26 protein-coding genes and 1 pseudogene are annotated in these 23,589 nt (G+C 40.4%); 22 read left to right on the forward strand and 5 right to left on the reverse strand.

Annotated elements, in window-relative coordinates:
* Nucleotides 1-40: 40 nt before the first annotated feature.
* From IGI46_RS10415 to IGI46_RS10440, 6 genes are all read left to right on the forward strand, one after another.
* Nucleotides 41-2,689, forward strand: a complete 2,649-nt coding sequence (locus IGI46_RS10415) for a glycosyltransferase family 2 protein (protein ID WP_429973402.1) — start codon at nucleotides 41-43, stop codon at nucleotides 2,687-2,689.
* A 38-nt stretch (nucleotides 2,690-2,727) separates the two neighbouring features.
* Entirely contained in the window at nucleotides 2,728-3,012 is a 285-nt protein-coding gene (locus tag IGI46_RS10420; protein WP_429973403.1) for a hypothetical protein, read from the forward strand.
* 155 nt (nucleotides 3,013-3,167) lie between these two features.
* Nucleotides 3,168-3,827 carry a CatB-related O-acetyltransferase gene (locus tag IGI46_RS10425; RefSeq protein WP_429973404.1) on the forward strand — a complete coding sequence of 220 codons (660 nt, stop codon included), beginning with the start codon at nucleotides 3,168-3,170 and terminating at the stop codon, nucleotides 3,825-3,827.
* Nucleotides 3,828-3,840: 13 nt separating this feature from the next.
* Nucleotides 3,841-4,449: a hypothetical protein gene (locus IGI46_RS10430; protein WP_429973405.1), complete on the forward strand. Its 609-nt coding sequence runs from the start codon at nucleotides 3,841-3,843 to the stop codon at nucleotides 4,447-4,449.
* Between the two features lie 267 nt (nucleotides 4,450-4,716).
* The gene (locus IGI46_RS10435) at nucleotides 4,717-5,181 is read left to right on the forward strand and encodes a hypothetical protein (RefSeq protein ID WP_429973406.1); all 465 of its coding nucleotides are present in this window, start codon (nucleotides 4,717-4,719) and stop codon (nucleotides 5,179-5,181) included.
* Between the two features lie 39 nt (nucleotides 5,182-5,220).
* The gene (locus IGI46_RS10440; protein WP_429973407.1) at nucleotides 5,221-5,991 is read left to right on the forward strand and encodes a helix-turn-helix domain-containing protein; all 771 of its coding nucleotides are present in this window, start codon (nucleotides 5,221-5,223) and stop codon (nucleotides 5,989-5,991) included.
* Nucleotides 5,992-6,106: 115 nt separating this feature from the next.
* Here the strand turns inward: IGI46_RS10440 and IGI46_RS10445 are convergent, their stop codons facing one another.
* Complete coding sequence (locus IGI46_RS10445) at nucleotides 6,107-6,409, reverse strand: bacteriocin immunity protein (protein ID WP_207703381.1); 303 nt, start codon at nucleotides 6,407-6,409, stop codon at nucleotides 6,107-6,109.
* A 240-nt stretch (nucleotides 6,410-6,649) separates the two neighbouring features.
* Nucleotides 6,650-8,194, reverse strand: coding sequence for a helix-turn-helix domain-containing protein (locus IGI46_RS10450; protein WP_429973408.1), 1,545 nt, complete (start codon nucleotides 8,192-8,194; stop codon nucleotides 6,650-6,652).
* 376 nt (nucleotides 8,195-8,570) lie between these two features.
* Between IGI46_RS10450 and IGI46_RS10455 the strand changes: the two genes are divergently transcribed.
* Nucleotides 8,571-9,320, forward strand: coding sequence for a winged helix-turn-helix domain-containing protein (locus IGI46_RS10455; protein WP_429973409.1), 750 nt, complete (start codon nucleotides 8,571-8,573; stop codon nucleotides 9,318-9,320).
* Nucleotides 9,321-9,392: 72 nt separating this feature from the next.
* Here IGI46_RS10455 and IGI46_RS10460 read toward each other — a convergent pair whose 3' ends face one another.
* Entirely contained in the window at nucleotides 9,393-10,076 is a 684-nt protein-coding gene (locus tag IGI46_RS10460; RefSeq protein ID WP_429973410.1) for a CPBP family intramembrane glutamic endopeptidase, read from the reverse strand.
* A gap of 128 nt (nucleotides 10,077-10,204) precedes the next feature.
* On the opposite strand from IGI46_RS10460, the gene IGI46_RS10465 reads away from it, so the two are divergent.
* The 3 genes from IGI46_RS10465 to IGI46_RS10475 all read left to right on the forward strand — a co-directional run bounded on the left by IGI46_RS10465 (nucleotide 10,205) and on the right by IGI46_RS10475 (nucleotide 12,084).
* Nucleotides 10,205-10,435, forward strand: a complete 231-nt coding sequence (locus IGI46_RS10465) for a hypothetical protein (protein ID WP_207703385.1) — start codon at nucleotides 10,205-10,207, stop codon at nucleotides 10,433-10,435.
* Nucleotides 10,422-11,366: an SPFH domain-containing protein gene (locus IGI46_RS10470; RefSeq protein ID WP_429973411.1), complete on the forward strand. Its 945-nt coding sequence runs from the start codon at nucleotides 10,422-10,424 to the stop codon at nucleotides 11,364-11,366. The genes IGI46_RS10465 and IGI46_RS10470 overlap by 14 nt, the downstream gene beginning before the upstream one ends.
* Before the next feature lie 73 nt (nucleotides 11,367-11,439).
* Nucleotides 11,440-12,084: a DNA/RNA non-specific endonuclease gene (locus IGI46_RS10475; protein WP_429973964.1), complete on the forward strand. Its 645-nt coding sequence runs from the start codon at nucleotides 11,440-11,442 to the stop codon at nucleotides 12,082-12,084.
* Nucleotides 12,085-12,148: 64 nt separating this feature from the next.
* On the opposite strand, the gene clpP is transcribed toward IGI46_RS10475, so the two are convergent.
* Nucleotides 12,149-12,745 carry an ATP-dependent Clp endopeptidase proteolytic subunit ClpP gene (clpP, locus tag IGI46_RS10480; protein ID WP_429973412.1) on the reverse strand — a complete coding sequence of 199 codons (597 nt, stop codon included), beginning with the start codon at nucleotides 12,743-12,745 and terminating at the stop codon, nucleotides 12,149-12,151.
* 192 nt (nucleotides 12,746-12,937) lie between these two features.
* On the opposite strand from clpP, the gene IGI46_RS10485 reads away from it, so the two are divergent.
* The 8 genes from IGI46_RS10485 (at nucleotide 12,938) to IGI46_RS10520 (ending at nucleotide 20,235) form a co-directional block, all read left to right on the forward strand.
* Nucleotides 12,938-13,453, forward strand: a complete 516-nt coding sequence (locus IGI46_RS10485) for a hypothetical protein (protein WP_207703388.1) — start codon at nucleotides 12,938-12,940, stop codon at nucleotides 13,451-13,453.
* Nucleotides 13,454-13,473: 20 nt separating this feature from the next.
* Nucleotides 13,474-14,208 carry a glycerophosphodiester phosphodiesterase gene (locus IGI46_RS10490; protein ID WP_429973413.1) on the forward strand — a complete coding sequence of 245 codons (735 nt, stop codon included), beginning with the start codon at nucleotides 13,474-13,476 and terminating at the stop codon, nucleotides 14,206-14,208.
* Nucleotides 14,205-15,125, forward strand: a complete 921-nt coding sequence (gene miaA, locus IGI46_RS10495) for a tRNA (adenosine(37)-N6)-dimethylallyltransferase MiaA (RefSeq protein ID WP_429973414.1) — start codon at nucleotides 14,205-14,207, stop codon at nucleotides 15,123-15,125. Before IGI46_RS10490 ends, miaA begins: the two co-directional genes overlap by 4 nt.
* Before the next feature lie 3 nt (nucleotides 15,126-15,128).
* Nucleotides 15,129-16,373 (forward strand): GTPase HflX, encoded by a 1,245-nt coding sequence (gene hflX / locus IGI46_RS10500; protein WP_429973415.1) that lies wholly within the window; start codon nucleotides 15,129-15,131, stop codon nucleotides 16,371-16,373.
* Nucleotides 16,357-17,622, forward strand: coding sequence for an aminotransferase class I/II-fold pyridoxal phosphate-dependent enzyme (locus IGI46_RS10505; RefSeq protein ID WP_429973416.1), 1,266 nt, complete (start codon nucleotides 16,357-16,359; stop codon nucleotides 17,620-17,622). Before hflX ends, IGI46_RS10505 begins: the two co-directional genes overlap by 17 nt.
* Nucleotides 17,623-17,795: 173 nt before the next feature.
* Complete coding sequence (locus IGI46_RS10510; protein WP_010755909.1) at nucleotides 17,796-18,176, forward strand: MerR family transcriptional regulator; 381 nt, start codon at nucleotides 17,796-17,798, stop codon at nucleotides 18,174-18,176.
* Between the two features lie 44 nt (nucleotides 18,177-18,220).
* Entirely contained in the window at nucleotides 18,221-19,561 is a 1,341-nt protein-coding gene (gene glnA, locus IGI46_RS10515) for a type I glutamate--ammonia ligase (protein WP_207703393.1), read from the forward strand.
* Between the two features lie 101 nt (nucleotides 19,562-19,662).
* A complete protein-coding gene (locus IGI46_RS10520) occupies nucleotides 19,663-20,235 on the forward strand; it encodes a peptidase dimerization domain-containing protein (protein WP_429973965.1) in 573 nt (190 codons plus the stop codon).
* 77 nt (nucleotides 20,236-20,312) lie between these two features.
* Here the strand turns inward: IGI46_RS10520 and IGI46_RS10525 are convergent, their stop codons facing one another.
* Nucleotides 20,313-21,188, reverse strand: coding sequence for a LysM peptidoglycan-binding domain-containing protein (locus IGI46_RS10525; RefSeq protein WP_429973417.1), 876 nt, complete (start codon nucleotides 21,186-21,188; stop codon nucleotides 20,313-20,315).
* Between the two features lie 257 nt (nucleotides 21,189-21,445).
* Here IGI46_RS10525 and IGI46_RS10530 point away from each other — a divergent pair, with 257 nt between their 5' ends.
* The 4 genes and pseudogenes from IGI46_RS10530 to IGI46_RS10545 all read left to right on the forward strand — a co-directional run bounded on the left by IGI46_RS10530 (nucleotide 21,446) and on the right by IGI46_RS10545 (nucleotide 23,466).
* Nucleotides 21,446-21,715, forward strand: a complete 270-nt coding sequence (locus IGI46_RS10530) for an IreB family regulatory phosphoprotein (RefSeq protein WP_010755917.1) — start codon at nucleotides 21,446-21,448, stop codon at nucleotides 21,713-21,715.
* The gene (gene ruvX / locus IGI46_RS10535) at nucleotides 21,712-22,140 is read left to right on the forward strand and encodes a Holliday junction resolvase RuvX (RefSeq protein WP_207703396.1); all 429 of its coding nucleotides are present in this window, start codon (nucleotides 21,712-21,714) and stop codon (nucleotides 22,138-22,140) included. Before IGI46_RS10530 ends, ruvX begins: the two co-directional genes overlap by 4 nt.
* A 15-nt stretch (nucleotides 22,141-22,155) precedes the next feature.
* The gene (locus IGI46_RS10540; RefSeq protein WP_207703397.1) at nucleotides 22,156-22,467 is read left to right on the forward strand and encodes a DUF1292 domain-containing protein; all 312 of its coding nucleotides are present in this window, start codon (nucleotides 22,156-22,158) and stop codon (nucleotides 22,465-22,467) included.
* 300 nt (nucleotides 22,468-22,767) lie between these two features.
* A pseudogene (locus IGI46_RS10545) lies at nucleotides 22,768-23,466 on the forward strand (CPBP family intramembrane glutamic endopeptidase).
* Nucleotides 23,467-23,589 lie beyond the last annotated feature (123 nt).

A 23,589-nucleotide genomic window follows, 5' to 3' on the forward strand; every position in this document is an offset into this window, starting at 1 on the left:
AAACCAGCGGCAATCTTAAAAAAAGAAGTAAGGTGATGGTGTGAGAAAAGAGTTAGCAGAAGCAAGAAAAAAATTGTTTGACCAAGCCAAAAATGAACCGGTTCATTTCTTTGTGACTACCTGTTCGGAAAATAAACGGGGACAGGTCTGGCAGACTAGCAGCGATAATTTTGAACAGGGCTGGCTAAAAATAGAAAAGTATTTAGATGCCTTTTCGATTTTTCCCAAATGGGTAAAAATTGAAAGACTGAACACAGTGAAGAAGGTGAGTGCAAAAGAAGGACAACAGGCCATCTTTCAAACACAGCGGAATAATTATTTCCCTTATGGTGTGTCCTTCAACGAAGATCCTTGTTCGACCTTTTTACCTGAAGAAATTACTGGGAATGCGCTACTGGTTCCTCATCCAGAGCATCGAATAGCTAGAAGAGATGCGCGTTTAATGAGTAGTGAAGAGAATATCCAAAAATATAGTCACTACCGCGATCAAAAGGATGAGGGAAACTCGCCAGTTCATTTTGGTGAAGAGTGGACGTTTTTCACAAAGAAGGGCGTCTTTATTGAAGACGGAAAAACTTATTCGATGGAAACGGAGGGCTATGGACAGGGCGTACGGAAAATTGGAGCAGACAATCAGTGGACCATCTTGGAGCAGGGCATTCGACATGGGGCTCAATACTTGGTGGATCAGATTACCGGGACGGGCAAGTTTATCTATGGCTATTTCCCGGTACGTGGCAGGAAAATCAATAGCTACAACAGTGTCCGACACTATTCCAGTTTGTATGCGTTGCTGGAAGCCTACGATTATTTGCGAGAACAGGAATTGGTGAGAGCTGACTTTTTAGAAAAGATTGAACAGGGTCTGCAATGGGGACTCATGCATCTGACCAAAGTGACTGAAGATGCCTACTATGTGGTTGACGGCGAGGAAGTAAAGCTGGGGGCTCAGGCGATGGTTATTTTGGCATTGACCAAGTATCAAACAGTCACTGGGAATCAACAGTTTCTACCTTCAATTGAAAAGTTCTTACATGGGATGAAGTCGTTTATTGCAGAAGATGGGTCAACCACTCATGTGCTGAATGAAGAGTTAACAGAGAGCGAAGCCTTCAGGATTATTTATTACGATGGGGAAGCGTTGTTTGCGATTATGCGGGCCTACCCATTAGTCGGTAAAAAAGAATGGCTGGACCTGGCGGAGCTGTTAATGAATCACTTTATTCAAAAAAGGTATGAACGATACCATGATCATTGGCTGAGTTATTCAGTCAATGAACTGACGACTTACCTACCGAAACGAAAGTATTTTGAGTTTGGGATTCGGAATGCCTTGGAGAATTTAGCCTTTATTGAGAAAAGAGACACCGCTTATCCAACGATGTTGGAACTAGTGGTGGCGGCAGTTAAAATGTTCGATCGGATTCAAGAGATTGATTTTGAAGAACCGCTGTTTACCTTAGAAGAGTTCACTTGGCTAAAGAGCGTGATGGAGAAGCGAGCCATCCATGAATTAAGAACGGGAACCATGTGGCCGGAGCTGGCGATGTTCTTTGCCCAGCCGGAAACGATTGTTGGCGGTTTTTATGTGCGTCATGATCGGTGCCGAATGCGGATTGATGATGCGGAACATTTCTTATCGGGGTTGATTAATTATCAGGTGTACAGTTCACCAGAAGAAGTTACTGAGGCAGTGATTAACGAAGCGGATGAGGATTCAGAAGTTATTGAGAATTCAGAGGAAGAGTCACTGGCTATTTCTGTGGTTATTCCGGTTTACAATCGGGAAAAAGAACTGGCCAATTGTTTGACTCAATTGGCGCAATCCACTCTTGACCACTCGCAGTTTGAAGTGATTGTGGTCGATGATGCTTCGACGGATCAGACGGTGAAAGTGGTTGAGGAATTTCAGGAACACTTTGACCATTTGCGGGTGCTGCGTTTAGCGGAAAACTCTGGCGGTGCGTCTGTGCCTAGAAATCTAGGATTGAAGCAATCCAAAGGGAAATGGGTGGTCTTCGTGGACTCGGATGATTACCTTACCCCTCATGCCTTGGAGGATGCGTACCAATTGGCAATCGAGGAGGAAGAAACGGATTTGGTTTGTATGCCTTATTTCCGAGCAGAGGGCAGTCGTCGCGCACTTGGTCGTTCGTGCTTCCAATCACCTACAGCTATCAAAGGAGTGGATTTCCTTGATACTAAGCTGTACAACAGCTTGAACATCGTTGGCAAGCTGATGCGTAAAGAAGTTGTGGATCGGTATCAGTTGGAATTCCCAACCAAGATTAGGGTACGTGAAGACAATTGGTTTTCAATGAAGCTTTATGCGGTGGTTCGCAAGATTGCGTTTTTAGGGAATATGAAGGACTACTATTTCTGCGGCGAGTGGGATACGGTTTCCCTTTCGAAAATCGGCACACCCCCACGAGATGCGATGAAAATTTATGCAGAGGTCTTTCGTTTTGTTTTTAGTTTGGAAGAAGTGCCGCAAAAGCGCAAAGAAGACATTTTAGCGATTTATCTGAATCGCTATGCGACCATGATCAAACGTGGAAGGTATGCGCCGACCCGGCTATTCGACCAGACAGGCCATTCGCTCTACTTCCTCAAAAGAAGTACCTATTTGGATACGGAAGCCAAGCAGTTTATCAATGACTTATACAGTGGAAAATATGACGTTCAATAGTAGACGCATACAGACAGGCCGTGAAAAGAGGGATTGAAATGGCAGAGCTTGGACAACTCATTCTTGAAGTGATAAAAAATTTAGGGATGCGAAAGCTGATCTTGATTCTTTTCATCACAGTAACCTTTATTACCTTTTTAAAGCAACGACTAAAAAAGCATCGCTCCTATGATGAATTGGATGCAGTGGAAGATAGCTACCAAAAGGATGAAAATGGTCTTTATCCTTGGGAGGCGGATACCGATGATTCTCCCCAGCGGATTCCAGAAGATGCGAAGAAATACATTCACAATGCGGGGCCAAAACGGGGAAGGTGGTCGTAGTATCATTCATGGGAAAGGAGGTTGTTGTAATAAAAAAACGGCAGAGAACCCACAAATTTATTTTTTCCAAAGGGTTGGATCGACTTTTGATAGAACGAGATATTTTTACCAAACTAACCACACGAGAAAACCGGTTTGTACATGGGAAGGATCCGATGTTTGTGAATAGTACAGTGGCGATTGAGCCCTTTTCAATCTTTGTTAAGGGCACTCATCTGCACACCATGGGAGCTTTCAGTTACAGTCGCAGTAATCTGCCAGTGGACACAATCGTTGGCCGTTACTCTTCGATTGCCCCAGGTGTAAGCCGAATGGGGCCGAATCATCCAATGGATCGCTTCACCACCTCCCAGATTACGTATGAAACCAAGAATATTTCTCTGAATACCTATAAGGAAAAATGGACCAATCAATTTGAACCTTCACCAAATCAGTTACGACGTCAGCCAATTGACATTGGCAATGATGTTTGGATCGGTGAGAACGTTACGTTTAGTTCAAAAGGGATTAAGGTTCACGATGGGGCAGTGATTGCTGCGCATGCGATTGTTACGAAGGATGTCCCGCCTTATGCAATTGTTGCAGGATGTCCAGCAAAAATCATCAACTTCCGTTTTTCGCCTGAATGTATTCAGCAGATGCTTCAATTAAAGTGGTGGCAGTATGATTTTGGCCAGTTTTCGACGATCCGGGGAGACGAATCGATCGAAGATTTTATCAGTAAGGTGAAACAATTAATTGATCAGCAGCAAGTAAAACCCTTTGCGCCAACCGTAACGATGATTGATGATTTTCTGAAGGCTGCTGAAGAATAGGAAAGAGGTTCCTGTGAAAAAGAAAGGAATATCCATCCTGCTGCTACTCATTTTTTTCTTTGCCTTTCAACTGATAACGCAAGCAAAAGACGCCGATTGCCTTGACCCAGTAGACATAACAGGCGAAGCCGCAGCCGATTATCCAGAAGAAACCAGTACTAAAAGAAAAAAGAGCCAAAAAACACGGACCGTTCAGCTCAAACGGTTTTATCTGAGGGTGACAGATGGTGCAGAGGACTCTGTTCCAGTTCCGTTACCTAATACCCGGTACACTATTCGTTTAGTCACGAAAGAGCAAGAAGTGTTTTTGCACGAAGGGGTCACCAATAACCAAGGGGAAATCAAGGACGTAGCACTGCACACGATTCCTTCACAAGGTGCTTCCTTGAAAATAGGCTATATCTTAGGCAATGATCAAAGAGGCTACGTGCAAAAATATAATAAAAAGCCCTACAGCTTTGTTTTTACACTGAGATTAGGTAGCGATAATACCATTAATTATTCCAATCATCAGGTGTTGTTTGGAAAAGAGAAACAGGCAGAGACCTTTTTCTATAATTTCCAAGCTGCCGAATCAATGACTATTTTGACCAAGCTGTTCAGGCGCAGGCGAATGCTGTAAAGCAGGCACGCAAATTATTTCCTGACACTGCCAAGTTCACAATAAAACCGATCAATATCAATTTTGAACAGGGAAAATATCTTGATAAGAGCAATGCTTTTTCTCGCAATGGGCATGATAATCGTGCAATTCCCGACATTGTGATGGATGACCGCAGTGACAAGAACTTTGAGACAAAGAAGCTGATGCACAATATTATGCACGAGTGGACGCATTGGACTATGTATACAACCTTCGCAATGCCTGGCGGCGAGTATGATAGTCATTATGGGGTCAATTCAGATCCAAAGATTAGTTATAAGGAGGGCTGGGCGGTTATTTGCAGGTGAGTTTTTTGCGGCTCCTGAGAGTCTCGCAGAAAGGGATACGTTAGTGCAGGAGGATGATCATCAGGGAGTGAATCGGTTATTTGGGAAATCAACCAATCTCACCGTTCAACAGGTTCTCTATGACTTGTTAGACACCGGATCGACGGATGAAGCTTTTCATATTTCTGAACGCTACTTAGATGAAGAGCGATCGGAACAAGCGATGCATCAAGTAAACTTCGGTATTCTGTATACCCTGATGCTGGAATCAGAAGCGACAACTTTACAAGAATTCTTAACCTATTTAGAAGATAAGTATATAGTGACTGCTTCAGATAAGGAGAAGTTCACTGAGGTACTAAAAATAAATGGACTGGCAAGAGACGGAAGCTTTAGTAAAGCGAATCCGGAAAACCAAGAGTAGCTATTTGTACAGTCAGAGACTAACGAGGAGTGTGAACAAGTGTATAAAGTACTGATTCTCACCAAGAATATTTTAGCTGAACAACAGCTTCAAAAGCAGCTTCAATTGTTGGACTATGAAGTGTTTTGTTCAAAAGAGAGTTTCAGAAATCTAAAATTATTGTCAATCACCGATTTTTTCCCGGTTATTATGTTAAGTGAAACCATCAGCAACTTAGAGATCGAGAAGTTTCTCCCTTACATTGATCAAACCAATAGTCTCGTGGTTCGTTTGGTGATGGATGAACCGAATGAAGAAGAACTAAGAGTTTGGCAGGAGTTGGGGGTCACTGGTGGACTGGAAAAATCCCTTTCCTTTGATGGATTCCGGGAAGAATTAGTCCGGTTGCAAAATGCCTTTTACAAAGAGCTGCATGAAAATAAAAAGCTGGAATCTCCAGCGATTGATAAAATTGAGAATCGAACCATCGAAACTTCGGCAGGTCGAATTTATTTTTCTAAGAAGGAAGAACGGCTGTTCAAGATGTTGTTGGAAGCGAAAGGAATATTAATTCCTCGCAGTGACATCTGTGCAGTGCTGTGGTCTGAAGGAGAGACGGATTCGAATCGCAGCCAGCTTTCTTGTATCACTACGAAGATTAAGAATAAGTTCAAGGCAGCTGGTTATCAAGGAGACACGATTATCACCAAGTGGGGCCAAGGATATGGGCTGAATCCTGATTTTTATACTTATTTAAGTACTGATCAAGCAGAAGAGAGCTATCCTGAATTTATTCGCGATCATCGTAAGCAGGATAGTATGATGATTTGATAAAATAAGAATAGCCGATCTCGCTTTTTTTGTCGGCTATTTGAGTTGTTTTAAGCTGTAGAAATTAAAAAACATGCTGCCACAATCGGCAACATGTTCTTGCTTTATATATAAACTAAAACCAGAGCGGCATCATCAATGCACTAATGGCAACTGCATCATATTTCACTGCTTCGCCTTTTACTTGATTATAAAGAATGCCGATAGCTTTAGGAAAATCTTGTCGGTAGGAAAGATAATACCACGAGATAGCTTTGCAAAGTTTAGTGGCGACCAGCTGGTATTCGCCATTCTTTTCTAATAGCGCTGCATTTTCTAATAGAATATCCTGCAGCTCAGGTCTTTGCTTGACTGCTTCATCTGCATAAGCAGCACTAATCTGATCCATCATTTGCGTAACCTTTTCCTCTCGCTTCATGATCTAACCTCCTGAGATTTTACTTATCCTAAAATGATACTATCAAGCATATCAGTACGTTTAAATAAAATACATTGATTTGCTTCTATGTGACAAAATTGTTCGTTTTGAATCTAAACGTTAAAAAAACTTAAGAGAAACGGCAACTGAATGTAAAAAAATAAAGGAATAAGTAAAATCCCCAGCTATCTCTATTGAGGAAGATTGGCCGGGGATTTTAGCTTTAGAAACGCTAAGATATTATTTGAGAATAGTGAGTATTTCGTTATTAACAGCATTCATTATATGAAGAAACTGTACTGGGTCAAATACGTTATTGACTAAAACAATCCGATAGTCACCATTAAGATATTCTGGATTGTCAGTAATAATGATGTCAGCATTTTCGTAGTCGTCAACAAAATTTAGCAGGCCATTTTGATAAATCAGCTGTAATTTTTCTTTGAGAAATTTTTTAGTGATATAGTTCTTTATAAAATGCAGGTAGATAGATACTTGAGAAGTATCAAGAATACTTAATTGAATATAGGTTAGGCTGATAAAGTACTTAACATTACTATTATCCAATAGTAGTTCACGGATACTAGCGAATCGCGGGTCATTTATTAGCTTAGTGTATATTTGTTCAATTTCCTTTTGTTTTTTATCGTCGGCCTCTAAAAGTTGGACGGGTTCGTTTACGTAAGGTAATTGCTCAAAATCTAACGTATTCAGATTCCAAATATCTAAAAGATACACACGAGTAGCTGAAATGGAAAAGGTAAAAAATAGATAATAGTAATAAATAATCTGTCTGTACTGCTGCTGGGTCAGACTAATTTTTAAGTCGGCAGAATAATCGCTGATAAACTGTCCAATGAATTGATATATGGTGGAGTCTTCAGCGATAATCCGATCCGCTATTTGATAGATCTTATCAATTGAAACAATATCATTTAGAAAAATCTGAACAAAAAAGCTAAAAGCCAATTCCTCATTTGCTATTTTCAACTGGTCATTGCAGTAAGTAGAAAAGTAGTCAGTACAATCAAAGGAATCTAAACGGGAGAGCTCAAAGTAATTTCTCAAAACTTCGAATTCTTGATCGTTTAACAAGAACCCATTGGATAGACGACAATGCAAAATCCCAAACAAAATCAATAAATTGTTCAAGGAATACTCTGACAGTTTCCGGTTAGCGGCTATTTTTTGGACCTGTCTCTGAATCGTTTCTTTTTCAACTGGAAACAACCAGATAGAATTTGGAACACAAGAGATAAAAAAATTATATACATACAATCGAATATTTACTTCGTTGCCTTCAAAAGCTAGTTTTTTATCGTTGCCCTGTGTGATTGCTATATCGAATTTTTTTAGTGATTTATTTAAGTTTCGTATGACTTTGTAAGCATAAGATCTACTGACTGCTAAGGAGTCGCAGAGATCGTTAATACTAAGATCACCTTCAATAACGAGCTGCAAACAAGCCTGGAAAGGGATCGACTCCTTGAAATAGCAATATCGAATGGTATTGAATACCATACAGGATTTCTCCAGAAACGCTGGGTTGATTTGATAAGTATGGGGTGCTGTTTTGTAGATGAAAGAGTCAAGCCCCGTCAGATGATCTATTTCTTCATTTAATTCATGAATATATCGGAGCGTGGTCTTCGCTGTTACTCCTAAGTAGACACCTAAATTATCTTGAATATCGCTTATGGTATGTAGTTCATTACTTTTTTGATAAAAACGGTAAAGGATACAGAGTTTGAAAAATTTGTTTTCTGATAATAGTGTGTTAATCATGGGTATTCTCCTTTTTATTCTCTTTTCTTCAAAAACAGGATACACATTTTTTAAAAAAAAGAATTATACTAATTTTGATCGGGGAGATTGAAAGAAAAACAACTATCCATGTTTCAAAGATTGGTAGATTATTCGGGTGAATGTAATTCAAAATTCATAAAACTAATTTCTTCTCAACTAATAAATTAACAAAAAATCTGCTTGATTTCAAACTTTGTTGGTCTTTTTTTCTTTCTTTCCTTCCGAAAAAAATTCAAGGTAAGAAGTATTAAGCATTAACTATTTATTACTGGCATCATGAGGAGGACAGCTGCTTTTAAAAAGAAGGCTGTCTGGTCGAAGAATGAAAGTATCACTATTACGAGGGGGAACTACTATGGGCTCAATTCTAGTTTTAACAAAAAATCTACTGGTTGAGCAACAGTTACAGGAGCAGCTGCAACGATTAAACTATGAGGTCTATTGCTCTACTGAATTTTTGGATCAGTTATTAATGGGCAATGCGATTGATCCTATCTTTCCTATTTATCAAGCGGTTATTTTAAGTGAAACGATATCGAACCAAGAGATTCAACAAATTCTGGAACATCTCTTGAGTCAAAACCGAGCGGTGTTGCGCAAATTTGCCAGCGATCCTTCTACTAAAGAAAAAGAACAATTAAAGTTAATTGGAATACACGATTATCTAGTCGAGGGAAACACGTTGGACCAACTCAGGGAGCAGCTTGTTGAAAAACTGGGGACAGTAGGTTGTTATCCACACAAAACAGACCTCATTCATCAAATGAAAAAGAGGAACTTAAAGGACATTAAAATTAAGTTCTCAAAAATGGAGAAAAAAACGCTGCAGCGTCTAACCGAGTCACAGGGTGAATCTGTTTCTCGCCAAGAGATGTGTGAGGCTTTGTGGAACGATGTGCCTAATAACTCTCATTTATCCCAGCTGTCGCTGTTGATTAAGCGTGTAAAACACAAATTAGAGAAAGGTGGATTTGAGGAAGAGGCTATTGAAACGATCTGGGGATATGGTTACCGTTTGTCACCGGATATTTTGGAAGAAATAAATAGGGTTAATGAAATGAGAAATGTAGAAGAATTAAAAGAAGTAGCTATAGAAGAGTATTGATTTAAAATCTAAAAAAAGCCCGTTATCCTGATTGCAATCACGTAATCAGGATAACGGGTTTATTCGTTTATCTTAAACGCCAAAAAAGCTTAAGATAAACAGTAGTAATGCAGGGAAAATCGAATTCATCGAGTTGAACATCCAGTGAACCATAATTGACCCCCAGATGTTGTTAAATACTAGGTAAATTACGCCAAAGTAAATCCCAATTACCATATAAGGAATCGTTCCATAGATATTGCCGTTAAAGTTGCTGATATGTATCAAGCCAAAAAGAATGCCTTGTACTATCAGCATAACACCCCTAACTGCCCGGCTAGTGAACTTTCCTAATAATAGGTAACGGAAGGTCAGTTCTTCAGCGAATGGTGCGATAAAGGGGATTACAGCTGCCAAAAGTGCCCATCCTGCGGATAATTGAGCACCAGTATCAGAAGAATCACTTTTAACTGTTAACAGATGAGCAGGGATTAGTTCTCGAACCAGATGCAAGAGCAGAAAGGCTCCAGCAACCAGAAAAATACTGATTAGCAGCTTCCAAAATAGTTTGTGGCGATACAACCGCCATTGTGCTTTTAAAAAGTCCTTAAAAATATAAATCATTACGGCAAAGCCGGTACCAAAGAGTAATGTAGTGAGAATCAGAGCAGGGATCGGTTTGTTCGTAATAGAAAAGAGGGGAAAAATATAATCGCCTATAAGTAATTCGATGGGAATAATTAATAAGGCCCACCATTGTTTTTTCGATTGTTCCATGCTGTTCCTCCTTATTTTCCTAATAGTAAGAAATTTCCAGAAATATGTAAAGCTATATGCAATTTTTCAAAAAATGACCTGTTTAATAAAACTTCTTTGGTATACTAGTAAAAAGGAGTCGATGAATAGTGGCGGATTATCAAATGCAAAAGGCAATAGGTGCTCTTTTTCGCAGTAAGACCAACAGGCAGACTGGTATCATTCAGATATTAGGCAGCTGGTACGATTACAAAGTAGTTGAAGGGATACCGGAAGCTGGAAGCATGTTAGAGGTGATTGATTTTACCAGTCGGGAACTATTGGTCGTCGTTAATAATGAAAAAACAGAAAGTGAAGTGAACTACATTGATAATTTTTAATATCATCTTGTTTTTATTTTTCGTCGTTGTTGTGTTGTTTGTGGTTTCCAGAATGGTGGTCATTGTTCATCAGGGGGAAGTGAAGGTTGTTGAAAGCTTTGGGAAATATGTGCGGTCTTTGGATCCAGGCTTGCATTTCTTAATCCCAGTATTGTATCATGTACGTCGCCGTGTTTCTTTGAAGCAGACACCGATCCAGATTGAACCGCAAAGTGTGATTACGCGGGATAATGTAATTGTTGAGATTGATGAAGCTATTAAATATCATGTAACAGATGCACGTGCATTTGTTTATGATAATGAGGATGCAGTTACTTCCATGATTCAGGATTGTCAATCGAACCTGCGGGGAATTATTGGGAAAATGGAATTGAATGAAGTGTTAAATGGAACGGAAGAAATCAACATGAGCTTGTATGAAAGTGTGAAGCACATCACTGCTGGTTACGGCTTATCGATTGACCGGATTAATATTGGAGAAATCTCGGTTTCTAATGAAATCATCAATTCTATGAACAAATTAATTACCGCCAGTCGTGACAAGGAATCCTTGATTACAATTTCAGAAGGTAAAAAGCAGTCAGTGATTTTAGAATCCGAAGCGAAAGCCTCAGAAATGCAAATTGATGCTGAAGCACGGGCTAAGCAAACGAAGATTGACGCTCAGGCAAGGGCAGAACGGACTAAAATGGATGCTGTTGCAGAGGCAGAAAGAATCAAGTTGATTACTGAAGCAGAAAAATTAAAGATCAAGGAAATCAACCAAGCGATTTCTGAAAGTGGATTGACAGAAGAAATGATTGCCTACCTAGGTATTGAAGCCTTCAAACACGTAGTTGAAAACAATAGCAACACCGTTATTATGCCTAGCAATTTAACTGAATTGGGGAATGTGCCAGCAATCAAAGAAATTTGGCAAAAAACCAAATAGGAGTTGAAGCACCATCGCAAAGAAACGTAAAAAGCAGACTCCTGTAACGATTCTAACCAGTGTCGTATTGCTGATAGCTGCTTTATATGGCTTATATACACAGGAACACACCGAGGATACTTCGGTAAAAAAAGTTGAAGTTGCACAATTAGCTGAGATACCTGCGTATGACGGAGAACATCAGATCATTCAGCTGAATCATAATCAGCCGAATTTTACTGAAGAAGAATTGAAAATGCCGCTGGGTACTCAGTTTTCGGATTTAGACAGCTTGAACCGGGTGGGTCGAGCAGATGGTATGCTGCATAAGAGTTTATTTCCTAAAGAAGAACGGGAGCGGCTATATGTGAAGCCGACGGGGTGGCAGCAGAAGTTTTATCAGGATCAGCCTTTATACAACCGTGCGCACTTAATTGCTTTTCGGCTAACTGGAGAGAATAATAACCTGAAGAACTTAATGACTGCAACCAGCAGCCTGAATTCGCCGGGAATGACGGTCTATGAGAATCAAGTAGCCGACTACCTAAAGAAGACTGGAAACCATGTGCGCTATCGGGTAACTCCCTATTTTGAGGGGAATGAATTAGTTGCCCGCGGGGTTCAAATGGAAGCACAGAGCATCGAGGATGATGAAGTTTCCTATAACGTCTTCATTTATAATATCCAAGAGGGCGTAACGATTGATTACCAAACGGGACGTTCACAGAAAAGTGAGTAGGCTGACTACTCACTTTTTTGTGCAAAACAAAAAACCGAGACAAAACGTCTCGGCCTTAATCAGTTTATCCCTTTAATGAACCTTTGTTTTCCATAACTTCATCAATCAAGCCGTAAGCTTTTGCTTCTTCAGCAGTCATGAAGTTGTCACGGTCAGTATCTTTTTCGATGATTTCGATTGGTTGGCCAGTACGTTCAGCCAAAATGTTGTTTAAACGTTCGCGGGTCTTCAAAATGTGACGAGCCGCAATTTCGATTTCAGTCGCTTGACCTTGTGCACCGCCAAGTGGTTGGTGAATCATGATCTCAGCGTTTGGCAATGCAAACCGTTTACTTTTGGTACCAGCAGTCAATAAGAAGCTTCCCATTGATGCAGCCATACCTAAAACGATGGTTTGAACATCAGCTTTCACGAAGTTCATCGTATCGAAGATCGCTAAACCAGCAGATACGCTTCCTCCTGGAGAGTTGATGTAAAGGTAGATGTCTTTTTCAGAGTCTTGAGCATCCAAGAAAAGTAATTGAGCGATAATTGAGTTTGCCATATCGTCATTTACTTGTCCGCTTAGCATGATGATGCGGTCTTTTAATAGACGTGAATAAATGTCATAGGCCCGTTCACCGCGGGATGATTGTTCGATAACTGTAGGGACTAAATTCATAGTGAATCCTCCTTGTAAAATGTAGTCATATATTAGTTTAGCACATTCAAAGGCTAAATCCTAAAAGAAAGTATACACCAATGGTCAGTTTTGGTCAAATATTTTAGTTTTGTTTTTTGACGTTTGAATGCTATCGCAGATAGTGGAAAATATGTTACTATTAATAACGCATAAACAATGAGGAGGAACAAAATGAAAACAGCGTTGATCGGCTTATTGGGCGTATTGGTCGGAGCAGCTATTGTCGGAATTGCTGCTGTTATTTTTTTCAGATATATAGAAAGAAAAGATATTCGTAAAAGAGACCTGGAACATCGGGTGAAAGAAATCGAAACATTGAATCTTCTGAATAAAAAAATAAATGAAGTGCTAGGAAAACGGAATGTTTTAATGGAAGACTATGCCCGTTTCAATTCTTTTGATGATTGTTATATTACTATTGATGACTTCATCTATCTTCACTCATTTGCAGCACAAAATAATTTTTATTTGCCAAACTATTTAATTGAAGAGTTCTTCAAAAATATTTCGCAGCGGAAGTCTATTTTGTCGCCGGAAGAAACCGTAAAAATGGGAGGCTACACCTATAAGGGTGGTCGTGTCGTGATGGAATCCTTTTCTGACGAATTGGTGGGAATCATTAATGAAAAGAAAAATCAGTTAAGTAAGCTGACGAAAAAACCACTCCATTATTTTGACGTAAAGTAAAAAGTAAGAGGTGAGACTACGTGACCTTAATTATGGCCCACCGTGGAAGCAGCGGAACACATCCAGAAAACACTTTGCCGGCCTTTGCAGAAGCTGTACGGGCAGGAGCAGATTGCATTGAGCTGGATGTTCATTTGACAAAAGACAAGCACCTGGTCGTGATTCACGATGAAAGTGTGGAACGAACAACTAATGGTAAAGGGCTGGTTCGCGAATTGACTTTGGAGGAAATCAAGAAGTTGGACGCGGGCAGCTGGTTTGCGAAAAAGTATCAAGCTACTAAAATTTCGACTTTGCAGGAGGTATTGAACCTGCTGCTGCAAATGCAATATCGTGGAATTTTGAACATTGAAATTAAAACTGATAAGTACCATTATCCTAATATTGAAGCCGCATTGTCAGAGGTCATGCAGAGTCGTGATTGGCCGTTTACTTATTGGTATTCCAGCTTCAATCTGGAATCTTTGCGAATCATGCACGAGATTGAAGCCGAGGCTCAGCTGGATTTGATTTTAAAGAAATCTCGGGCAAAGGTTGAAGCGGCTTTAGAAATTGATTTTATCGAAGGTATCCATCCCAGCTATGAGTGGGTACAAGAGAATTTATCGATGGTGGGGAGCTATCCGAAGCCGATTCGTCCATGGACAGTCAATCTCTATCAATCGATGATTGAATGTATGGATCTGAATGTGGATGGGATGTTTACCGACTTTCCGGAAAAGGCACATCGAGTACGAAGCAGGATCAAGCGATGAAGAAAGTAATCGCAATTGTTGGTCCGACAGCTGTTGGCAAGACCAGCTTAAGTATTGAACTTGCTAAGCGTTTTAATGGAGAAATCATCAGCGGTGATTCGATGCAGGTATATCGTACCTTGGATATAGGTACGGCCAAGGTAACCTCAGAAGAGATGGAAGGGGTTCCTCATCATCTAATTGATGTGCGCGACATCACTGAAAGCTATTCTGCAGCTGATTTTCAAGTTGCTGCGAGACAAAAAATTGAAGAGATTTACCAACGGGGGAAGTTGCCAATTGTTGTAGGCGGCACTGGACTTTATATTCAATCTTTATTGTGGGATTATAAGCTGGGCAATGAGAACCAGCAGGAAGATCCTTCATTGCGGGAAAAATATGCCGCTTTTGCTGAAGAGCATGGCAAGCAAGCCTTGTGGGAGAAGCTGGCAGCACTGGATCCTTTGGCAGCTGAGAAAATCCATTTTAATAATTTGAAAAAGGTTATTCGAGCTTTAGAAGTTTATCAGCTTACTGGACATTCAATTTTAACTCCGAAAGAAACACCGAAATTATTGTATGATGCGTATTTGATCGGACTTGATGCGGATCGTACGCTCTTGTATCAGAGAATTAATCAACGGGTGGATTTAATGATGCAACAGGGTGTACTGGAAGAAGCCGAGAAGCTGTTCCCTTTCAAGGATCAGCAAGCTGCTCAAGGCATCGGCTATAAAGAATTCTTTCCCTTTTTCGAAGGGGAGCTATCGTTAGAGCAGGCTGTTGAAGATGTGAAGCAACAATCCAGACGATACGCTAAACGCCAGCTGACTTGGTTTCGTAATCGGATGCCGGTCCACTGGTTTGATTTAGTTCAGCACCCGGATGAAACTGTAAAAATAGAATCAGCCATTGCACAATGGCTCGAGGAGGGATAAGTCATGTCAGAGAGAGTTATTCTTGTCGGAGTAGAAACAGAAGAAAATAAACAGAATTATCTGGAATCCATGCAGGAATTAGCTGGGTTGACCAAGACCGCTCATGGAGAGATTGTTTTTTCTATGACGCAAAAACGTCCCAGAGTAGATCGTCAAACAATCATTGGTAAGGGGAAAGTAGAAGAGCTGACTCAATTAGTGGATGCCCACGAAGCTGAGCTGGTTATTTTCAACCATGCGATGACCCCCAGACAAAGTCAAACCGTAGAAGACATTGTTGGTGTGCCAGTAATTGACCGGATTCAACTGATTTTGGATATTTTTGCGCAGCGAGCGCGTTCCAAAGAGGGCAAGCTGCAGGTAGAGCTGGCTCAGTTAAGCTACCTGCTGCCTCGTCTTATGGGACAGGGCCATAGTTTGTCACGACTTGGCGGAGGGATTGGAACAAGGGGTCCTGGGGAAACCAAGCTGGAAACGGACCGTCGTCATATTCGTAACCGTATTTCTGCAATCAAAAAAGAATTGAAGAATGTCGAAGCTCATCGTGAACGCAGTCGCCAAAAGCGGCAACAGTCAAATGTTTTTCAAATGGGCTTGATAGGGTACACCAATGCTGGCAAGTCGACGATCTTAAATTTATTGACCAATGCGGAAACGTACTCTAAGGATCAGTTATTTGCGACCCTTGATCCGTTGACTAAGAAATGGCAATTGCCGCAAGGAATGCAAACTACCATTACTGATACTGTTGGCTTCATTCAAGATTTGCCAACGCAATTGATTGACGCCTTTCACTCTACTCTTGAAGAGAGTAAGGGAATGGACTTGCTGCTGCACGTAGTGGATGCTAGTTCAGAGGACCGCCTGCAGCAAGAGCAAACAGTTATGACTTTGCTGAAGGATTTGGAAATGGATGATATCCCAATTTTAACCATTTACAATAAAGCCGACCGGATTGATCCTTTTAGTTTTACGCCAACCTTGTTTCCTAATACTTTGATTTCGGCTAAGTCCAGTAAAGGTAAAGAAGTCTTGGCTGAAGCAATCAAAAAAGAAATCATGGAACTGCTGGAACCTTATTTATTAACAATTAAGGCCGAAGATGGGCAGTCTCTAAATGCAGTTCGACGAGAAAGCTTAGTATTGAGTGAAACATTTGAAGAAGAAAAAGAAGTTTATCAAGTTCGTGGCTTTGCGAAGCGGAGTTCCGTTTGGATAAGGAGAATGGATGATGAGTTGGACGGCTAATTTAGCCCCTGAGTTAGTAAAAACAATTGATAAAGTTGATCAAAAAATTGAACCGGCTTTAAAAAAAGTGAGAGAAACGGCGCTCTCCAATCAAGCAAAGGTTTTAGCCGCCTTTCGGGAACAGCACGTGTCAGAAAGTCATTTTTTGCCATCAACCGGTTATGGCAATGACGATTTAGGTCGGGATACGTTAGAAGCAATTTATGCCCAAACTTTTGGTGCTGAAGCGGCATTAGTACGTCCTCAGCTTGTTTCGGGAACTCATGCTATTTCGACTGCTTTGTTTGGTGTTTTGCGTCCTGGAGATGATCTGCTTTATATTACTGGGACACCTTACGACACATTGCTGGAAGTTATTGGAACCCAAGGCAATGGGATTGGCTCAATGAAAGAGTATCAAATTGGCTATGATGAAGTTGCCTTATTAGAAGATGGATCAGTGGATTTTGAGGGCGTGAAGCAAAAATTAACTGAGAATACTAAAGTGATAGCGATTCAGCGTTCGCGCGGCTATGCCGCTCGTCCTTCTTTTACGATCAATAAGATCAAAGAGATGTGCGACTTTGTTAAAACAGTCGCACCTGAAGCAGTTATTTTTGTCGATAATTGTTATGGGGAGTTTGCGGAATTGCTGGAACCAACTCAAGTTGGGGCTGACTTGATGGCTGGTTCCTTGATTAAGAATCCTGGCGGTGGTATTGCTAAAACCGGCGGCTACCTTGCCGGTAAAAAAGAGATCGTTGAACGTTGTGCTTATCGCTTAACTACGCCAGGAGTTGGTGCGGAAGGTGGAGCGATGCTAGGCAATGTTTATGATATGCTGCAAGGGTTTTTCTTAGCCCCTCACGTAGTTGGTCAAGCGATTCAAGGAGCGATCTTTTCTTCAGCACTGTTAGCAGAATATCAAATTGAATCCACCCCTAAGTGGGACGATCCCCGCACCGATTTAATTCAATTGGTAGAGTTAAAGGAGCGAGATGCCATGATTCGCTTTTGTCAGTCTATTCAAAAATTCTCACCGATTGATGCTTATGTAGCGCCGATTCCTTCTTACATGGCGGGCTATGAGGATGATATTATTATGGCAGCTGGAACTTTTGTTCAAGGTGCCAGCATTGAATTAAGTGCGGATGGGCCTTTACGTGAACCGTATTCTCTTTACCTGCAGGGCGGTTTAACTTTTGAGCATGTGAAGGTAGCCGTTTCAAATGCAGTGAATGATGTTTATCATCAGTCTAAGGCTGAATAAAATTTACTGAAAAACAGGCGTTTCCTATCGGGAGATGTCTATTTTTATGTCGTTCAAAGAGTCATGTTAGAAAATTATTTGCGTCTATGTAAGAAAATCTAACATTTGCGGTTGACAACTGGTCTAATGCTTGGTATCCTATTTTCAACATTAAGAAACAAGGAGGATATTTGATGCGGGAGAAAGAATTGCGTCGTTCATTAGCTGTTTTTCCAATTGGTACAGTTATGAAATTAACTGATTTAACTGCTAGGCAGATCCGTTATTACGAAGAACAAGAATTAATCCATCCAGAGCGGAGCGAAGGCAACCGCAGAATGTATTCTCTGAATGACATTGATGTGCTTCTGGAAATTAAGGATTATTTATCAGACGGTCTGAATATGGCTGGAATTAAACGAGTGTATCAAATGCGCCAGGACGAAGAAAAAGCGGCCAGAGAAAAGCCGCCGTTGACCGACAAAGATGTTCGTCGAATCTTCTATGATGAAATGCTGACCCAAAGCGGGTTAAGTCAACAACATCCATATCAATCGCAAGGGCCAAAGCTTTAGTGGTTGTGGAATAATAAAAAAATGAAGCGTAAGGAAGGGATACTATGCCAAAGAGAGATTTATCAGTTGAGGACATTAAAAAAATCGTTGAGGAAGAGAACGTCCGCTTTTTACGTTTAATGTTCACCGATATTTTAGGAACAATTAAAAACGTGGAAGTACCAGTAAGTCAATTAGAAAAAGTGTTAAGCAACAAAATGATGTTTGACGGTTCTTCTATTGAAGGATTCGTTCGGATCGAAGAAAGTGATATGTATCTATATCCAGACTTGACTACTTGGATGATCTTCCCATGGGAAAGCGAACACGGCAAGGTTGGACGTTTGATCTGTGACATCTACAATCCAGACGGTTCACCATTTGCAGGAGATCCTCGCGGAAACCTAAAACGTGTATTGGCTGGCATGGATGAATTTGGCTTTACCTCTTTCAACTTAGGACCAGAACCTGAATTCTTCTTATTTAAATTAGATGAATGTGGCGATCCTACATTAGACTTGAATGATAAAGGCGGATACTTCGATTTTGCTCCGACTGACCTTGGCGAAAACTGCCGACGCGATATCGTGTTAGAATTAGAAAGCCTAGGCTTTGAAGTAGAAGCCTCTCACCACGAGGTGGCTCCTGGTCAACACGAAATTGATTTTAAATATGCCGATGCAATCGAAGCTTGTGACAATATCCAAACCTTCAAGCTGGTTGTTAAAACAATTGCACGCAAACATGGTCTGCACGCAACCTTCATGCCAAAACCTTTATACGGAATCAATGGTTCAGGTATGCATTGCAACATGTCATTGTTTAACGACGAAGGCAATGTCTTTTATGATGAAGATGGTCCAATGCAATTAAGCGACATTGCTTACCAGTTTTTAGCTGGTCTATTGAAACACGCTCGTGCTTACACAGCAGTATGTAACCCAATTGTTAACTCTTACAAGCGATTAGTACCAGGATTTGAAGCACCTGTATACGTAGCATGGAGCGGTCGTAACCGTTCACCGTTGATTCGTGTACCTGAATCTCGCGGACTTTCTACTCGGTTAGAATTGCGTTCTGTTGACCCAGCTGCAAATCCTTATATGACAATGGCAGTATTATTGGAAGCCGGTTTAGACGGTATCCGCAACAAGTTAACACCGCCAGCAGCTGTTGATCGCAACATTTATGTAATGACAGAAGAAGAACGTAAAGAAGCACAAATCCTTGATTTACCTTCAACTATCCACAATGCAATTAAAGCTTTGCGTGAAAACCAAGTAATGATGGATGCTTTAGGTTCACACATCTACAACAACTTCTCGGAAGCGAAGAAGATTGAATGGGCAGCGTTCCGTCAAACGGTGTCTGAGTGGGAACGTGAGCAGTACCTAGAATTATATTAATCCCTAACTTACGGAAAGACCTAGTGAAGAATCCCTCTTCACTAGGTCTTTTTTTTTCGTTTCCAAAGTAGTCAAAACAACCCCATGGCTGTAAAGGAACTCTGCGAGTTGTTGGAAAAAAAGCCCATGCCGGTGTTTGCCCAGAAAAAGGGATTAATGCTTTAACGGTTGCTGCAAAAGCGATCACCCAACTGCCGATGGGAAGAGTCGATGAAGAAACGACCTGTAATATCGGAGTCGTACAAGGCGGCAGTGCCACAAATGTAGTGATGGGTGAGGTCGAAATGCAATTTGAGGCTCGCAGTTTTGATCGGGTAAAATTAGAAAAATTGATCGAGCAGGTGAAAACTGAATTCCAAACAGTTTGTCAGGCCAACGGAGCTATTTTTGAAGAGACACTAAGTTATGGAACACCAGGCTATGCCATCGATGATCAAAATGCCTTATTAATTGTATCTTTTCAAAAGGCCTGTAAAAAACAAGGTGTCAGCTATCAAGGAGCGGCCTGTGGCGGCGGAAGCAATACCAATGTGTATCGCATGAGGGGAATAAATGCTGTCAACCTGTCGACAAATATGAAAAATATTCATTCGACAGATGAAAGTATTGCTGAAGCAGATTTACATCAAATGCTGGAAATATTACTTTCACTAGTCGAAGAATTTACCAATTAAAGAACAGGCAAAAAGCAGTGGCACGAGTCCGCTGCTTTTTGTTGTTCAAGAAGTTTAAACATATAAGTAACGGCTTATCATTCAGCTTGACGGGCATTCTCAGCATCGATCGAAGCATTCTGCGCATCTACTTCGGCTTGCATCCGTAAACGTTCGGCTTCCTCTTCAGCTGCGTAACGAGCGTTTTCAGCATCAGCTGAAGCCTGTTGTTCCGCCGCTCGGCGCTGAGACTCTGCCTCCCAACTAGCATTGTCAGCATCAATTGAGGCTCTAGCTTCAGCGTATTCTCGTGAAGCTTCCGCTTCTTGAGAGGCTTGCTGTTCACTAAGGAAGGCTTCTAAGGAAGCATTTTGTTCATCAATTGACTGTTGATAAGTATTTTCAGTAGAAGACGACTCTAAATTGCTGGAAGAAGTCGAACTGGAAGTTTTAGTCGTTGTTGTGGTAGTGTCAGTTGTCTTTGAGCTGCTTTTAGTTTTTTTATAGGGTTTCAAAATAAGTTTTTCCCCCGTTTTTTCAGGAGTCAGCACTAAATTTTTATTGTCCTTTTTAATGGTATAATCATTATCTAGGTCAAGGTCCTTGTTTTTAAGGTGGATACTGTTACCTTTTAAGGAGTATTGAACTTTAAATTTCATGTTTTCTAACAACTGCTTCCCGAAATCTTCCCCCATTTTTTCCCACTCGTTGGAGGATTCAGACTCCATATCCGAAGTATCAAAGGACAGTGTCATTACCTCGTTGCTGAAAGTAGCCAAGTAATTGATGGACTCATCATTCTTTTTGATATCCAATTGCCAGTCATGTGCTTTTAAATCTTCTACAGTCACTTTACTGCTACAGCCTGCGAGCAAAAAAGTAATCACTAATACGAAACAAACACTCCCCAGCTTTTTCATCATTTTTCCTTCTTTCCGTTGATTATGAGTAAATTCTATCATCAATTTTGCCAACTGAATAGACTTATGTGAACCTTCTCATAGCAGAAAAGAATGGATAAAGACCGGAAAATCTTTTTCTAAAATAGTTGTTAAAAAAATTTATTCATTCAGTCATGTTTGAGCCAAAAGCTTAGCTTATCAAGCAGGTTTTAATGGAATCCTGAAGAAAAAGGTGGAAAGTCCGGGATAAATGAATTCAATATTTGTAAGTTGGTGCTTCTTTTAGTAAAATGGTAAGTGTGAAAACTTTGAGAAAGAGGTGTAGCTTTATGGGATATACAGATGAAACAGTCCGTTTTGATTTTGATGACAATCGCAAGAAAGAAATCAGCGAGACGTTAACGATCGTCTATAATGCTTTAGCAGAAAAAGGATACAACCCAATCAACCAAATCGTTGGGTATTTATTATCAGGAGATCCGGCGTATATTCCACGTTACCAAGATGCGCGTAACCTGATTCGCCGTCACGAGCGTGATGAAGTGATGGAAGTATTAGTGAAATACTATCTATCTAACCACGGTATCGATCTTCCATGAGAATCATGGGATTAGACGTTGGTTCCAAAACGGTGGGTGTTGCAGTAAGCGACCCATTTGGATGGACCGCACAAGGAATTGAGATCATCCGAATTAACGAACACAAAGGTGAATTCGGTTTTGAACGATTAAAGGAATTGGTTAAGGAATACAACGTTGACCGATTTGTAGTGGGCCTGCCCAAAAATATGAATAATTCCATCGGACCTCGTGCTGAGGCTTCGATGGAATATGGCGAAAAGATCAAAGAACTTTTTGATCTGCCTGTTGAGTATCAAGATGAGCGCTTAACGACCGTTCAAGCTGAACGTATGTTGGTCGAGCAAGCTGATGCATCACGTTCCAAACGAAAAAAAGTGATTGATAAAGTTGCTGCAGTGATGATTTTACAAAATTATCTCGATCGAACCAGCAATAAATTTTAGAAAAGAGGAAAGTAAATGGCACACGAACACACTCATGACCATGATCACGATCACGAACATGAAATGATTACATTGGTGGATGATGAAGGAAATGAAACCCTGTATGAAATCTTACTAACAATTGACGGACAAGAAGAATTTAACCGTAATTATGTATTGCTTTATCCTGCGGGTGCCCCAGAGGACGAAGATGTTGAATTGCAAGCTTACGCATACGTAGAAAACGAAGATGGCAGCGAAGGTGAATTGCTGCAAATTGAAACGGATGCTGAATGGGACATGATTGAAGAAGTCTTCAACACGTTCATGGCTGAAGAAGAAGAATAGAAATAAGACCTTATGGCTAAATCCTCAAAAAAGGATTTAGCCTTTTTTTGTTCGCTACCACCGAGAACTTTAAAACGCATGCTGACTATCGAATCATCTTATTCAGAAGTTCTAACCATTCAAGGTTCATTCAAGGTACTTTTACGTATAGTAAAGCCAAATAATAACTGAAGGGTGGATACTTGAATGTCAAAAACTAAAAAATCTTTACTTACATTTCTCATCTTATGTTTTTCAATTAGCTTCATCTTTTACTATTTAATAATTGCTAAACAAATACTGGAATTTAGTTATCTTCTTATGTGGTGTCCGGGAATTGCAGCGATTGTTACTAGTTTGATTTACCATCGTAAAGAAAATGCACTGCATATCAATCGAACACATCTAAAGTATATCGCCATTACATTTTTGCTGACTTTCTTGTGTTGGGGTATTTCATATGGTATCTATTTCTTGATATATGGAAGAGATGTCATTGTGGCAAATATGCCACTTGAGTTGGTCAAAAATCCAATGATGCTGTTTATAATGCTGGTAATTTATTTTGTTACTGCGTTAGGAGAAGAACTTGGCTGGCGAGGGTACATGGTACCTAAGTTAAATGAACTATATGGCTTTTAGAAGGGTGCATTGATTAGTGGATTTGTCTGGGCATTATGGCATGCGCCGATAATTTTAAGTGGCTATGTATCAACGATTTCGTTAGGATATCAAGTTCCAATTTATGTTTTACAAATGGTTGTTGTGTCCTATACAATGTTTTACCTTATTTTGAAATCGAAAAGTGTTTGGCCAGCAGTCTTTTTACATTTTTTAGATAATTTTGTCAGTCAGCTGCTGTTAGATCAATCTTTTGGAGGTCCGCTGAGTCCTTATCTAGTAGGCGAGACTGGGATAATTTCATTATTGATGATGATCATTGTTGCGGTAATTGTCATCAACATGTACAACAATCAATCGAAAGTAAAAACGTCGATTTACTATAAAAAAGCTGCTTGATCCAGAAGCTCCCTAATACTTTGATAGAACTTACCCACCTGACTTTTGATTGAAGAGTCAGTTTTTTTGTGTACAACAATTCCACTGCCATACTATTGACAATTTTGTTTTGTAGTGTACTAT

This window comes from Enterococcus sp. AZ163 (assembly GCF_050498925.1).
GTDB classification, from domain to species: Bacteria; Bacillota; Bacilli; order Lactobacillales; family Enterococcaceae; genus Enterococcus_A; species Enterococcus_A ferrettii.

Bases quoted from the DNA above. Each gene is read 5' to 3' on its own strand.
- IGI46_RS10420 (WP_429973403.1), top strand. From the start codon at position 2,728: ATGGCAGAGCTTGGACAACTCATTCTTGAAGTGATAAAAAATTTAGGG.
- IGI46_RS10425 (WP_429973404.1), top strand. From the start codon at position 3,168: ATGTTTGTGAATAGTACAGTGGCGATTGAGCCCTTTTCAATCTTTGTT.
- IGI46_RS10435 (WP_429973406.1), top strand. From the start codon at position 4,717: ATGGGGTCAATTCAGATCCAAAGATTAGTTATAAGGAGGGCTGGGCGG.
- IGI46_RS10445 (WP_207703381.1), bottom strand. From the start codon at position 6,409: ATGAAGCGAGAGGAAAAGGTTACGCAAATGATGGATCAGATTAGTGCT.
- IGI46_RS10450 (WP_429973408.1), bottom strand. From the start codon at position 8,194: ATGATTAACACACTATTATCAGAAAACAAATTTTTCAAACTCTGTATC.
- IGI46_RS10455 (WP_429973409.1), top strand. From the start codon at position 8,571: ATGGGCTCAATTCTAGTTTTAACAAAAAATCTACTGGTTGAGCAACAG.
- IGI46_RS10460 (WP_429973410.1), bottom strand. From the start codon at position 10,076: ATGGAACAATCGAAAAAACAATGGTGGGCCTTATTAATTATTCCCATC.
- clpP (WP_429973412.1), bottom strand. From the start codon at position 12,745: ATGAATTTAGTCCCTACAGTTATCGAACAATCATCCCGCGGTGAACGG.
- IGI46_RS10485 (WP_207703388.1), top strand. From the start codon at position 12,938: ATGAAAACAGCGTTGATCGGCTTATTGGGCGTATTGGTCGGAGCAGCT.
- miaA (WP_429973414.1), top strand. From the start codon at position 14,205: ATGAAGAAAGTAATCGCAATTGTTGGTCCGACAGCTGTTGGCAAGACC.
- hflX (WP_429973415.1), top strand. From the start codon at position 15,129: ATGTCAGAGAGAGTTATTCTTGTCGGAGTAGAAACAGAAGAAAATAAA.
- IGI46_RS10505 (WP_429973416.1), top strand. From the start codon at position 16,357: ATGAGTTGGACGGCTAATTTAGCCCCTGAGTTAGTAAAAACAATTGAT.
- IGI46_RS10510 (WP_010755909.1), top strand. From the start codon at position 17,796: ATGCGGGAGAAAGAATTGCGTCGTTCATTAGCTGTTTTTCCAATTGGT.
- glnA (WP_207703393.1), top strand. From the start codon at position 18,221: ATGCCAAAGAGAGATTTATCAGTTGAGGACATTAAAAAAATCGTTGAG.
- IGI46_RS10530 (WP_010755917.1), top strand. From the start codon at position 21,446: ATGGGATATACAGATGAAACAGTCCGTTTTGATTTTGATGACAATCGC.
- ruvX (WP_207703396.1), top strand. From the start codon at position 21,712: ATGAGAATCATGGGATTAGACGTTGGTTCCAAAACGGTGGGTGTTGCA.
- IGI46_RS10540 (WP_207703397.1), top strand. From the start codon at position 22,156: ATGGCACACGAACACACTCATGACCATGATCACGATCACGAACATGAA.